The sequence below is a fragment of the Rhodococcus sp. S3 genome (assembly GCF_058211795.1).
Genome location: NZ_CM177074.1, coordinates 1,467,893 through 1,480,829, shown reverse-complemented (window position 1 = coordinate 1,480,829; position 12,937 = coordinate 1,467,893). Strand labels below are relative to the sequence as shown.

Genomic DNA, 12,937 nt, shown 5'->3' with positions numbered 1-12,937 from the left:
CCCGTCCCTGCCGGCAGAGGCGGACCGAGGTGCAGGTGCCCATTCGGGTCGAGAGCGAACAGCTGGGTGTGCGCGTCGTCGGTGTTCGCACCGGGGCGCAATAGCCCAATGAAATTGTCGGGGCCTGGGTGCACGGTGTGGATGCGGCCGTCGACGGGCTTGAGGGGCCTTACCCCCAGCAAATGGACACGGGTGGTGGATTACGCCGCGGATGCCAGCGTAGCGATGTAGAGGGTCTCGTAGGTGTTCGGGGACCGGTGTCCGCACCAGGAATGTCGTCGTCGGGTGTTGTAGCGGGTGACCCAACGGAACACCTGACGCCGGCACGTGGCTTCGTCCGACCAGACGTTCGCGTTCTGGAGGACTTCTCGTTTGAGGGCGGCGTTGAAGGATTCGGCGAGACTGTTGTCGGCGCTCGTGCCGACTTTACCCATCGACTGGGTGACGCCGAGGTCGGCGCAGAGGGAAGCGAAATCCTTCGAGGTGTATTGCGCGCCGTGATCGGAGTGAAAGATAGACCCGGACAATCCATTACGATCTCCATGAGCAGCAAGGAGAGCGTCGGCGACGAGGTCGGTGCGCATATGGTCGGCGATCGCCCAGCCGGCGAGTTTGCGGGAGTAGCAATCGATCACCGTCGCCAGATACAGGTTGGCACCGCCCTCGATCGGTAAATATGTAATGTCGCCGACGTAGATACAGTTCGGTGCAGGGGCGGTGAAGTCCCGCTCGAGCAGGTCGGGCACCTTCTGGTCCGCAGGTTCTGGGACGGTGGTCGTGACCCGTCGTCGACGGCGGTAGCCGACAATGCTGTTCTGACGCATCACCCGGGCCACCCGCTTGTGGTTGACCCTCTCGTTCACGGTGACGCCATCGTTGAGTTCTGCGGTGATCCTGGGTGCTCCGTAGGTGTTGTCCTCGGTATGGATCGCCCGGATTCGTTCGGCCAGCTGCGCGTCGGCCGCGGCGCGAGCGGTCCTGTCCGGCTCGGCGGACTTCCAGGCGTAGTAGGACGAACGCTCGAGCTCGACGAGCTCGCACAACCGCTTCACCTGATAGGTGTCGGAGTGGTCGGCGACGAACTTCGAAGCGGGTCACCAGTTCGTCTCCCCGGCGAAATACTTGGCCGCCTTACGAAGGATCTCGCGTTCGGTGGTGAGCTTGGTTGCTTCCGCTCGTAGGGCGGCATTCTCGGCTTCGAGACGGGCGAGTTTCTGCTCGACGGTCTCCGATTCGCTACCCGTGCCGGAGCTCAGGCTATGAGGCCGTGCCGGAGTATGCACCCGGGTGCCGTCGACGTGGGTTTTGGTGCCGGTCCCGTACTGGTCGATCCAGCCTGTCAAGGTGCCGCGCACGACCCCGAGGTCAGCGGCGATACCTCGGATCGTCGCGCCCGGCGTGGACTCGTACAACTCGACCGCCTGGCGCCGGAACTCCTCCGAGTAGTTCTTTCGTGACATGACTGAAGATCATCTCGCTTCCCCAGCAGATGCTGGATTCAGCGTGTCCAAGAACCGGGGTCAAGGCCCTGGCCCGGGAGATCCGCGCCGCCCACCCCTGCTGGCCGGGCTCACCCAGGACGTCCCCGCCCTGCTCGGCTCGACACCCACGCTGGCCGTGTGGGGCATGCGCGACCTCGTCTTTCCGTCCCGCAGCTTGCCTTCCCCACATCCGCTCGGCCTTCACCGACCTCGACGTCGTCGAGCTGCCCTACGCACGGCACTTCCTCCCCGAGCAGGCCCCCGGCGAGGTCGCAGCGGCGATCGCCACCCGGTTTCTGTGACGGGTCCCGGACTGTGCACCACGCCGGATTCACCCACGCGGACAGCGCGAACCCGAGGATCGGGGCACGTGTGAGGGCCTGTTGGCCGGCACGCTGGTATTGCTCGCGAGATTCGTGTGGACCCGCACAGCCACAGCCCACAGGCCCGACCGACCCGCTGCGCGGCACCGAACACGTGCTGTGAGCTGCGTAGATGGCATGCCCCCGCATCGCGCGCAGGGACATCCCGCCGGGGTACCGGCGGGTCGGTCCTGCGGGGACCGGCCGCGACCGGTGCCTCCGCAATGGGCGCGGGATCTGAGTACGGGGCTACAGCCAGCCGGGGCCGTGCTCATCCCACGGGTTCGGGCTCTCCGGTCCCCAGGCGAGGTCGATGGCCCCCCCCCGCCCCGCGTCGTGTTCTGACCGGTCAGCAGCACAATGCCGGCCACCACGGCGTCGAGGGCGAGGTCCGGCAGCGGCATCGCCTTCAGTACCTCGGTGCGCAGCCGGTCTTCGATGACACTTCGCGGCACGGTTCAGTTCTCCTTCATGGGGCGGGGTTGCTCGGTCGCGGACGGTGTCGGTGCGGTGGTGTGGATTCGGGTCGGCTGCGGGGGATGCCGCAGCCGGGTGCCGTCCGGATCGGACATGCCCTGCACCCAGCCTTCCTGCCAGAAGCGCAGGTAGACATGCGGATCGCTCACCCACCGCGGGATCGCCGGATCTTTCGGCTCGCGTGTCGGGTTGCGCGCGAACCGCGCCCCCGCGCGGCGGCCGTCCCGATAGCCGCGGTCCTCGTCGTCGAGCATCAACCACTCCCCCTCCCCTGTCGTGGTGCGGCTACTGCCTCTATGGCCGCACGCGCGAGCTGTGCGCGCCCGCCCAGTCCGCGACCGCGAACAGTCGGTTCCATGCTTTGGTCGCGACGATGTCGTTGTCGAAGTCGATGACCATGCCGTGCAGAATCCCGTTGCGTAGCAGCTCGGTCGCCGGGTCGGTCGTCGTCTTGTAGATACCGCCGTTGAAGGTGCGGTGAGCGTGGCTCAGTCCCATGTGGTGGCCGGCGACGCTGTCCCAGGGCACCATCTCCGCGGGGTCACGGCTGTTGAGGTTCTTGCGGCCGTTCTGCCGGTCGGTGTCGTTGACGAACCCGTCTATGACGGTGAGCAGGACGAGCACGGTGCTGTAGTAGCGACCCGCACGGTAATCCGCGAGTGCCTTGTCGAGCAGAGCCATGCGCGGTCGTATGGCGGGAAGTGTGTTCAGTAGAAGCAGCTGGGAGTCGATTCGTCGAGCGGACTTGTAGTAGTCGATCAAGCGCCGTTCGGCGACGTCGACGTCGGCGGTATCGACGATGTCCTCGACCTCATCCAGAGCGAGGTAGTCGGTGAACACCCAGTTCCGAGGCCCCAGCAGCTCGTAGAACCTGTCGACGACCGAGACGACGCGGTGACGCTTCGCCTCCAAGGATGCGATCTGCTCCCGCACGGCATCGTCCACCGGCACCGACTCCGCGAACGCCTTGAACTCTTCGAGTCGCCGATCGAGTTCGACGACGCTGGGGAGATCAGCAGCTGAGCCGTAGGGCGACGTCGGCATGTCCATGAAACGACCGTAACGAGCGATACCGACAATCCGGTCTCACGAATCAACCGGCATTCATTCCGCCGTCTCCAGGTCTCCCCGTTTCGTCGTCACCTCATTTCGGTGCCCGACGCGTTCGGACGACGCGGCCCCGGAACGCACCCTGCCACCGACTGACGCGAAGCGGCAGGGCTTCGCACTTCGACCTGCATAGATGACACGTCCCTGCCCCGGTGATGAACGCAGCGGTGGACAGGGACGCGAGTACGACTGCGCCTGCGACGTCGGCCGCTGGGCGGACAGATGATTCAGTCGTCCTCCCAGACCAGGTCGTGCAGACGCATCGCCTCGATCAGGTCCGGGTCGTGCTCCTCGACCGGGCCGTAGTCGAGCACCGTGACGTTCTTGCTGACCGGTCCGTCACCGGGACGCTCGTACAGCGCCCAGAGCACCAGCCCGTCACCGTGCCGGGACTCGAACGCGATGCCGGCCACCGGCTCACCGCCGGGATCGGAAAGAGTGTTGACCCACTGCGAGATCGCCTGGGTCAGGGCACGCGGGCGGCCGTCGCGGATCGCCGCGGTGTCGAGATCGAGCAGACCGAGCCGGATCGCATGCGGCCGGAACAGGGTTCGCAAGGTGGCCACCGACTCGGGGTCGCCGGGCACGACGAACCATCCGGTGATCGTGCCGCTGCCGGTCACCCGGGACGACATCCACGACCGCGGGACACGACCCGGCGCGATGGTGGGGAACTCACCACCGTCGTCGTCGACGATCTCATCGAGCGCAGCGCTGAGCTCGTCGCTCGTACGGGCGTAGGCGAGGACCTCGAGATAGCAGGACAGGCGGGTCGCCCCGACGTACAGGGTTCGCCACACCCCCGCCGGATCGTCCCAGCGGCCGGTGAAACGCCCGTCGGTGGCGAACTCCCACGGTGTCCACTCCCACGAGGTCGGCGGGTAGCCCACCCGGTAGGCGGCCGCGCCGGCGACGTGGACGCAGCGGACATCACCGCGCGGAGTGGAGATCAGCGTGCGGTCCGGTGCGCTCATCCGACCGCCGCGAACTGCCGGGCCGCGGCGAGGACCTTCGGGCCGACATCGGACAGCTCGCCTTCGCGCAGCAGCAGCGCCGGCGGGCGGTCGTCGAGGATCGGGTTCAGGCCCTGGAACCAGGTCTGCGCTACGGCGGGGGTGTCGCGTTCGGCGATCAGCCGGGCGGCGCGGTAGGCGATGCGCAGGCGTTCGACGTCGGTGTCGTTGTTGATGGTGCGGGTGCCTTCGGCCCACTGGCGCACCGCGCGGGTTTCCTTGACCTTGCCCAGGTAGGCGACGAGCTTGGCGCCGAGCAGGTCGCGCAGCGCGGTGACCAGCTGTGATTGGGTCATGCGGGCGGCGTCGTTGTAGGCGGCGAGGTCGGGGCGTGGGTGTGCGGTCGTCATAGCAATCCACCTCCTGATCACATGGTAAATCACAGCCTTGATGCCGTCGAGGTTCCCACCTTGAGCGACTGCGCGGGGACGGCGCCGGGGTGGACGACTCCGAACAGGTCCGGCGTTCGGGCTCCGGGGCACAGTCCGACTGGAGGCAGCCGGCGATCCTTCCCCTCCGCATTGCCCGGCCTCACCGGTGCCGCTACGCTGTGCGGCGGTTGCTTGTGAACCGTTTCCCAGTGGCGACACTCACCGTGACGCTGGGACAGAGACAAGTGATGTTCCCGAGTGTTCGGCTGGTGCCCCCGTCTACAGAACCGCGTTGAGGTGAGCAACGCAGAGACTGGTCTGACACATGCCCACCGTCAATTTTCAGGCGTGCACCGGTGAATCCCGCTCCTACATCGCCTTTCGCATGCAACATCGCCCCTGCCCGGCGCTTCTCCACTCGACTGATCCCGCCCAGCAGGAACTCGAAGCCACCGTGTTCCGCGCCTTGGGAGAGATCCGAAGCCCGTCCGCACATCCTTTCCACGTCAAACGCATCCGGCTGAGCAAGGCCCACGTGCCGATCGTCTTCCTGGACGGGGCGACCGGAAAGGTCGACGTCAGCGCCACATTCCTCGAGGTCTGTCTCCCGGGCGCAGACGGCGGGAGTCCGGCGGCCGGATTCGGAGTGCGCATTCTGCACATCCACGGTCGCGATCTTGTGCTGGGACTCGTCGAAACGGATGCGCGCGTGATCATTCGAGGTTCCGCCGACACCGACTGGAATGCGGTGCGGAGCGCATATTCTCGGCAGGTGCAGGGCTACGGCACACCGCTGTGGCACGAGAAGCGGTGGACCCCCGCAGAGCTCGCGCTCAGGGACCATCCCTCATCGGTGTCACCGGAACCCCGCGTGCGGATGGAGTCGATGCTCCTGCGGCGGATCGCGATCTTCACCTCGTTCGGCTCCGCCCACCGCACTTATGCGTATGCCGGCGGCCCGGACACCACCAAGATGTGGCTCGAATACGATCCCGCAGTACCGAAACGGCACGATGCGCTGGTGTCGGCGTTGACCGATGCGACCTGGGGCCTGGCTATGCGGGTCGAATCCGATGACTGCGCCTGCGCCACGGACGGTATGTGCGTGACCGTGCTGACCACCACGGGCGGTATGTGCGTGACCGTGCTGACCACCGCGGCCGGCGATGCCACACTCAGGCTGCAATCCGTCTCCGATAGACCCGTCTGGGGGGGCGCGAGCACTTCGAGGAAATCGACGCGCCGCGAAAATGGCTCAACCGCGCGGTGCCCGGGGGCCTCACCCCACGCCCGCCGACGGACTGAACGCCGACGACGCTGGCGGTGGTGGGGACGGTAGCGGCGGGTTCCTCAGCGAGATTCACGCCGTCGCGGTCGACGTACATACTCTCGGTGAGAACCAAGCGTGCTCCGTCGTAGAGCGGGTGCACCGAATTCGCTGACGTGTATCCCGCGCTCTCTGCTCCGAACGAGCTGACGTTGTCGAGCCCACGGAATGCCGTGAGCACCGTCTCGCCACTCGAGACCGTGTCACCGTCCTGGAGCACCGCCACGGGCTGATCGGCGATCTTCGCGACAGCACCGACCGAGATGACGGTGCCACCCATCCCGGCACCGTCGTCGAAGATGGTCACGGGCATGTCCTCGCCCGCGCGGGTGCGAAAGGTCATCGCGGTCCCGTTCGGGAGCAGCGGGGTCAGGCCGGACAGCATCGGGTACATCGTGCCGCCGGTGTTGCCGCGCAGATCGACGATCCACCCGCAGGTCCGATCCGCCGCGCCGAGAATGCCGACAGCTGCGGCGTCGGCGTAGCGCTGCTGCAACTCGTCCGACACCGCGCCCAAGGCAGGAATCGTCACGGTGGTGATGCTGTCCACCGTGGTGACCGTCGGTTCGGAAAACTCGGCGGTGGCAGTCGAGGACGACCGGGCCGCTTTCGCCGGATCGAGGAAGAACGAGTGCTTGCCACCGGCTACTTTCACCGCCGCCGCCAGCGGGCCATGCAACTCCTGGATGCTCGCAGCGCCGTCGGCGGCAGCCTGCACACGAGCGCGCTGCGCTTCCCACTCCGGACCGCTTGCGTAGTACCCGTTCTCCATCAGGTCCAGAGCGATCTCGGCGTAGCGCTGCGGCGACGGCGCCCCCAGATACACACCGACACGCGGACCGAACTCATGCACCGTCCACGCACCCGAGACCCCGACCAGCCCCACCACGGCGCTGAGCACCGACAGCACTACCGGCCACCGACGCCGCGGCCTGCGTTCGGACGAGTCTGTGCCGGTGGAAGGAGAATCCGAAGGAGCAGAAGCCGTCATAGACGCCCACACTACGAAGACCGACGTACAGCGACTTCACACCCCCTGACATCCATGCGATTGGGACGGTCACCGTCTTCGCGCAGGCGGTGCACTCGAAGGCCCGGACGTATCGAGGTGAACTGCACAGATGACACGTCCCCATGCTGGATGGTGAGCGCGCCGGCGGAAAGGGAACGAATACGACTGCGGTGGCGGTGTCGACGCCCGGACTCGGCCGCGCGGCGCACCGGCCGCACCCGAGATGTATCGCGCACGACCCTGTCGGTGTCTGCGCCGGCAGACACAGCGATAGTGTTCAAACCATCCCATCGACACGCACTAGGTAGGTAGTTGTGAGTATGGTCGTCGAGCTCATCGCAGAAGAGGTGCATCGGATCTGTCCGCCCGGTCGAGCGTTCATCGCTGTCGATGGCGTCGACGGAAGCGGTAAGAGCACCTTTTCGGCGAAACTCGTGCAGCAGTTACATCCACGGCTCGTTGTCGTGTTGCACGCCGATGATTTCCTCAATCCGGCCCCTGTCCGGCACGCCAAAGGCAAACACTCTCCACAAGGCTTCTGGACGAACCTGTACAACTATCCCGCGATGATGTCGTACGCCCTCGACCCGTTGCGACCTGGTGGTGACGGCCGGTACCGCCCGGCCTCGTACGACTCGGAAACCGATACCGTCATCTGCCCGCCACTCCTCCGCGCCCCTGACGACGCGTTGGTACTGGTCGAGGGATTGTTTCTTCACCGTGAGGAACTGGTGGACCTGTGGGACCTGTCGATCTTTCTCGACGTGCCGTTCGAGGAGACGGCGCGTCGGATGGCGGCACGGGACGGAACCCACCCGGACCCTCGACACGACTCCATGCGCCGCTATATCGGGGGCCAACGCATCTACTTCGAGCAGGCACGCCCGTGGGAACAGGCCACGATCATCGTCGACAACACGAATTTCGACGACCCAAGGATCATCGGCGCGGACCAAGTGAGCGCTGCTGCATAGGCAATCCGGCGGTCGCGCATCACCTGCCGATACCCCGGGCGGCGAACCGGCCACACCGACTGCACCCGAGATATGGCGCGCAGGCTCCTGTCAGCGTGTTTGCACGGGCAGACGCAGTACGCGGCGGAACGATCCGGCGTCGGTCGAGGCGGGATCTCGTTGTCATAGCCAGCCGGCAAGATCGAGAACCGATGCGCGGGGAAGCAGCCGAAGCGGAAACCAGCGAGGGATCGCACCGACACGCACTCGGCAGCGCCGTCGCGCGCCGTCGGCTGCGCGGCGAGAACAGTGGCGACGACGTCGTGACGCTCGTCCTCGCCGAGCACCAGCAGCGCCGGTACACCCGCCGCTGATCCCCTATCTGCCAGGAGGCCCCTGTGATCGTGACCGTCGTGCTGATGCTCGGAGCGCTGGTGCTGCTGGCCGGATTCGTGTGAACCCGCACCGCCACCGAACCCGCCCCGAAGATCGCCGCGCTCGCCGTCCAAGCCTGCGGCGCATTAATGCTCGGCGCGGCCGCGCTCGCCTCCGCCTCGTCCTGGACCGCGAAACTACCGATCCTGCTCAGCTCGACGATCCTGCTGACTGCCTGCACCTACGCCTACCGGCGTGCCCGCCAGCACAGCCAGAGCACCGACTGACCCACTGCGCGACCCCGAACACCTGCCGTGAACTGCGCAGATGACACGTCCCCGCGCGCCGTGGGTGCGGGGACATCCCGGCTGGGTACCGGCGGGTCGGTCCTGCGGGGACCGGCCGCGACCGGTGCCTCCGTGATGGGCGCATACGGGGCTACAGCCAGCCGGGGCCGTGCTCATCCCACGGGTTCGGGCTCTCCGGTCCCCAGGCGAGGTCGATGGACCCCCCCGCCCCGCGTCGTGTTCTGACCGGTCAGCAGCGGAATGCCGGCCACCACGGCGTCGAGGGCGAGGTCCGGCAGCGGCATCGCCTTCAGTACCTCGGTGCGCAGCCGGTCTTCGATGACACTTCGCGGCACGGTTCAGTTCTCCTTCATGGGGCGGGGTTGCTCGGTCGCGGACGGTGTCGGTGCGGTGGTGTGGATTCGGATCGGCTGCGGGGGATGCCGCAGCCGGGTGCCGTCCGGATCGGACATGCCCTGCACCCAGCCTTCCTGCCAGAAGCGCAGGTAGACATGCGGATCGCTCACCCACCGCGGGATCGCCGGATCTTTCGGCTCGCGTGTCGGGTTGCGCGCGAACCGCGCCCCCGCGCGGCGGCCGTCCCGATAGCCGCGGTCCTCGTCGTCGAGCATCAACCACTCCCCTCCCCTGTCGTGGTGCGGCCGTTTCGTCTGGGGCCGCACGCGCGAGCTGTGCGCGCCCGGCGACCGTAGACACCAGCACCGACACCGGCGGGTGTGAAAGCAGCGACAATGGCTCAGTCGAGCTCGTAGCCCGCCTCACGGGCGAGGACGACTGCGACCTCATCGAAGGTGATCACCCGGCGGATCAGATCGACGAGCAGGTCCTTGTCCCGATCGCTCATCTGCCGGCCTTCGATAGCCATGATCGGTTCCATCTGCGCGACAGCCGCGCGGGCCTCGGCCTCGGTCACACGGGGTGCTGGCATGGCCACCAGCACAGCACATCCCACCGACCACCCACCACGACCGCACGACACGCGGCCCTGGTCGTACCCGACGGATGCGGCGAGACGCCGGCGAGGGGCGCACGTGCGAAGTGCCGTGCCACAGCACACCCAAGCCCCGCGCACCGGGCGTGAGCCGCCCTTCCCGCGGGGCGCGGATGCAGCCCACGACGCCGGGTCCACATCCCCGAACCAGACCTGCCCCTAGCAGCAAGGGCGAGTCCACCGAAACTGTCGCACCCGTCATGCGTAACGATCAGGAGAACGCGGCCTGATTCTCACCGGGCCGCCACTGAAGGTCCACGGAGCTCGGGGCATCCCCACTACGGGACCCGGTCCCGGGTTCAGGCAGTAGCGCGGTGTGGCCCCGGGTGGCCGACACGGCGGATGCACGTCGCTCGCGCCCGCGGCATATCCGCACCGCAACGTTCCTCGGTCCGACGCTTGAGGACGTCGGTCGCGTCGCCGTAGTCTGATCGACTGCGGGCCGCGCGCATCACTGCTGCTAGAGCAGCGTACTGGTTGGGCTGGCCCGACTCGTCGTATCCGTCGCGCATCGCCGCTTCGGCCTCGGGGCGGGACACAACCACGGCGAGTTCCTCGGGGAGAAGTCCGAGTTGCACTAGCGCGCGGACTAGGTGCGCCTCGGCAGGTTGGGGCGTGTAGTCCCAGCTATCGAGCCCCACAGTCTCGGCAATAATGTCCAGCAACGCGAGGGCGTCCCAGACCTGCGTGGCCTCCTCCTCGGTGAGCTGTCCCGACCGCACGAGGGCGTTCGCGACGTCGTACACCGCGTTCCCGGTTCGGGGGCCTGCGCAGATCACCTCGATGAGCCCGACGTCCTGTTCGATGCGCGCGGCGAAGATGACGCGGTGCCTCTTGTTCAGCACCTCTACGGTGTTCAGGCCCGCGAGGCGGTCGGTGGCCGACTTGTTGCTCAACGGGTGCTTACCGACCGGATTGCCGCAGAGTGCCACGACGTCGGAGATCACCGACTCCCGTTCGTCGGCCGTCAGCTCGTCGAGGTACAGCAGGAACGGCTCGGAGAAGACGATTTCCGCCTGATCATCAGGCAGTCGTTCGTTACCGCGCATCCGACTGCGTGCGCAGCTGCGCCGCGCGCTCTCGGACACGACAGGCGTCGACGCCGACCTTCGCGCACAGCTCGTCGAGGCTGTACCGGCGGGAACGCTGAGAGGCCAGATCAGCCGCGGCTTCAACCACAGCCCAGGCGGCGTCGCGGACCTCGCGGACTTCGGCGTCAACACGGGCAGGAGAATCCACGACGGCGACCACGCGACCGTGACTGGTCAGGGCCACTCGTTTCTCCTCGCTCAGCTCGGCGAGGGCGGAGACGCCCTTGCGCGCCGCGAGGGACACGGGCATGTTCATGGTCGAGGTCATGCTGCAACTCTATACATATCTGTGCAGTGTTGCAATGATGGCGAGTTCTAAGACCACTTATAGGACGGTCGACCTCAACATCTCTTGGTCGCGGTACATAGCGTCCGGTGCGCGCCCATCAGGCAAGGGAAAACACCGGATGAGTCCCACAAACAAAAAACTCTGAACACTCCGAGAGACAATCGACCGTTTCGGAATGTGTCAAGCAGTTTGAGTCCAATGGGTGTCAGGCGGCTGCCGTTTCGTCCTCCACGGTGGCTTCGGGATCATCGCCTGGCCGGTTGATGTAGACAGTGTCGGGCAGGTCGAGGATCTTCGGCGCCGCCGTGGTGCCGAAGCGATGTGGATGCCGGGCACGAGCAGTATCGAGTACCTCTCGGCGTTCGGCGGCCTTGCCGGCAGCCAGACCGAAGTGGACATCAGCGGGCGTGTGCAACCCGATGCCGGTGTGGCGATGTTCGTGGTTGTACCATTCGGTGAACTCGATCATGAACCCCCTTGCCTGACTGAGGGATCCGAAACATTCAGGAAAGCCTGGCCCGTACTTGAGGGTCTTGAACATCGATTCGGAGTACGGATTGTCGTTCGACACCCGCGGCCGCGAATGCGAACGGGTGACCTCGAGATCAGCCAGCAACGCGGCGACGGACTTGCTGGTCATCGACGTACCACGGTCGGCGTGCACGACCTGTGGAATGCCGTGTACGGCGAAGATCTGCTCCATCAACTCCCGCGCCAGCACACCCGATTCGTGAGCGTGAACATGGACTCCGACGATGTACCGCGAGTAGATGTCGATCATCACGTACGCATCGAAGTACTTTCCTTTCGTAGGTCCGGCAAGCTTCGTGATGTCCCACGAGTACACCTGCCGCGGCGCGGTCGCGACCAGCTCCGGGCAGGTCCTCGCCGGGTGCCGCGCAAGCCGGCGACGTTCGCTGACCTGCGCGTTGTCACGCAGCACTCGGTACATCGTGGACACCGAACACAGGTAGACGCCCTCGTCGAGCAGTTGCGCATACACCTCGAGCGGTGCCCGATCAACGAACCGATCACTGTTGAGCACCTCGAGGATGCGACGGCGTTCGAGGTCGGTGAGCTTGTTCGCCGGTTCGGACACCGCCGGTGCCACCGGCGGTGTCGGTGCGGTGGCTGCGGCGCGGCGCCGGCCTGCGGTCGAACGAACCACACCGGTCAACGCACTCGCGGTTCTCGTCGACACCCCGGCCGCGGTCAGGTTGCACCACACGGCGGTCAGCGCTTGTTCGGCCTGTCGTCGACATCCGCTCTCTCTTCAGGGAGATTCCAAGAGAGCGTGAGCTTTTCCCATGATGCCCAGGGCGGCCTCGGTGGTGGTCAGTCTCTTGTTCGCGCGGGCGAGCTCTTGCTTGAGGCGGGCGATCTCGGCCTGCTCGGCGGTGAGCTTGCCGATCTTCGTGCCGGGTTGCTTGCCGTCGAGCACACCGGCGTCACGTTGTTTGCGCCACTCGCTGATCAGCGACGAGTAGAGGCCTTCACGGCGCAGGTACGCGCCGCCTTCATTCGTCGCGCAGGCCTGCTCGTACGCGACCAGGTGGGCGAGCTTGTCGGCGGGGCTGAACACGCGCCGGCGGGGTCCGTCGGCTCGGGGGTGAGTGGAGGCCATGCGGTCATTGTCCTCGACCGCCGTAGGGGTGGGCATCGTCATCGTTGGGTTGATCCGTATCTCGCCCTGCAGGCGGAGTTGCTGTGAACCGCTGGCCTCAACTCAGCCTGACACGCAGGGCCCCCACCACCCCACACACCCCCTACACCGACC

The 12,937-nt window shown here is 66.4% G+C and carries 13 protein-coding genes and 2 pseudogenes; 3 read left to right on the top strand and 12 right to left on the bottom strand.

What is annotated here, in order from left to right; all coding sequences use genetic code 11:
* Positions 1-200: 200 nt before the first annotated feature.
* The 6 genes and pseudogenes from AC0LPE_RS06975 to AC0LPE_RS06950 all read right to left on the bottom strand — a co-directional run bounded on the left by AC0LPE_RS06975 (position 201) and on the right by AC0LPE_RS06950 (position 6,859).
* Positions 201-1,460, bottom strand: a pseudogene (locus AC0LPE_RS06975) (IS3 family transposase).
* Positions 1,461-2,301: 841 nt separating this feature from the next.
* Positions 2,302-2,574, bottom strand: coding sequence for a hypothetical protein (locus tag AC0LPE_RS06970; RefSeq protein WP_490605878.1), 273 nt, complete (start codon positions 2,572-2,574; stop codon positions 2,302-2,304).
* A gap of 40 nt (positions 2,575-2,614) precedes the next feature.
* A complete protein-coding gene (locus AC0LPE_RS06965; protein ID WP_490605877.1) occupies positions 2,615-3,370 on the bottom strand; it encodes a hypothetical protein in 756 nt (251 codons plus the stop codon).
* A 287-nt stretch (positions 3,371-3,657) separates the two neighbouring features.
* Complete coding sequence (locus AC0LPE_RS06960) at positions 3,658-4,404, bottom strand: RES domain-containing protein (RefSeq protein WP_490605876.1); 747 nt, start codon at positions 4,402-4,404, stop codon at positions 3,658-3,660.
* A complete protein-coding gene (locus AC0LPE_RS06955) occupies positions 4,401-4,793 on the bottom strand; it encodes a hypothetical protein (RefSeq protein ID WP_060655249.1) in 393 nt (130 codons plus the stop codon). Before AC0LPE_RS06955 ends, AC0LPE_RS06960 begins: the two co-directional genes overlap by 4 nt.
* Positions 4,794-5,989: 1,196 nt before the next feature.
* On the bottom strand, positions 5,990-6,859 hold the full coding sequence (locus AC0LPE_RS06950; protein ID WP_490605875.1) for a S41 family peptidase: 870 nt from the start codon (positions 6,857-6,859) through the stop codon (positions 5,990-5,992).
* A gap of 614 nt (positions 6,860-7,473) precedes the next feature.
* On the opposite strand from AC0LPE_RS06950, the gene AC0LPE_RS06945 reads away from it, so the two are divergent.
* The 3 genes from AC0LPE_RS06945 (at position 7,474) to AC0LPE_RS06935 (ending at position 8,768) form a co-directional block, all read left to right on the top strand.
* On the top strand, positions 7,474-8,127 hold the full coding sequence (locus AC0LPE_RS06945; RefSeq protein ID WP_247848516.1) for a nucleoside/nucleotide kinase family protein: 654 nt from the start codon (positions 7,474-7,476) through the stop codon (positions 8,125-8,127).
* A gap of 191 nt (positions 8,128-8,318) precedes the next feature.
* On the top strand, positions 8,319-8,480 hold the full coding sequence (locus tag AC0LPE_RS06940) for a hypothetical protein (RefSeq protein WP_247848515.1): 162 nt from the start codon (positions 8,319-8,321) through the stop codon (positions 8,478-8,480).
* Between the two features lie 150 nt (positions 8,481-8,630).
* Positions 8,631-8,768, top strand: a complete 138-nt coding sequence (locus tag AC0LPE_RS06935) for a hypothetical protein (protein ID WP_490605874.1) — start codon at positions 8,631-8,633, stop codon at positions 8,766-8,768.
* A gap of 173 nt (positions 8,769-8,941) precedes the next feature.
* Here the strand turns inward: AC0LPE_RS06935 and AC0LPE_RS06930 are convergent, their stop codons facing one another.
* The 6 genes and pseudogenes from AC0LPE_RS06930 to AC0LPE_RS06905 form a co-directional block, all read right to left on the bottom strand.
* Positions 8,942-9,124: a hypothetical protein gene (locus AC0LPE_RS06930; protein WP_490605873.1), complete on the bottom strand. Its 183-nt coding sequence runs from the start codon at positions 9,122-9,124 to the stop codon at positions 8,942-8,944.
* A 3-nt stretch (positions 9,125-9,127) separates the two neighbouring features.
* Positions 9,128-9,400, bottom strand: a complete 273-nt coding sequence (locus AC0LPE_RS06925) for a hypothetical protein (RefSeq protein WP_450118333.1) — start codon at positions 9,398-9,400, stop codon at positions 9,128-9,130.
* A gap of 125 nt (positions 9,401-9,525) precedes the next feature.
* A complete protein-coding gene (locus tag AC0LPE_RS06920; protein WP_490605872.1) occupies positions 9,526-9,717 on the bottom strand; it encodes a hypothetical protein in 192 nt (63 codons plus the stop codon).
* 362 nt (positions 9,718-10,079) lie between these two features.
* A complete protein-coding gene (locus AC0LPE_RS06915; protein ID WP_490605871.1) occupies positions 10,080-10,829 on the bottom strand; it encodes a hypothetical protein in 750 nt (249 codons plus the stop codon).
* A complete protein-coding gene (locus AC0LPE_RS06910) occupies positions 10,819-11,139 on the bottom strand; it encodes a hypothetical protein (protein ID WP_490605870.1) in 321 nt (106 codons plus the stop codon). Before AC0LPE_RS06910 ends, AC0LPE_RS06915 begins: the two co-directional genes overlap by 11 nt.
* A 226-nt stretch (positions 11,140-11,365) precedes the next feature.
* Positions 11,366-12,784: pseudogene (locus tag AC0LPE_RS06905) on the bottom strand (IS3 family transposase).
* Positions 12,785-12,937: the final 153 nt, after the last annotated feature.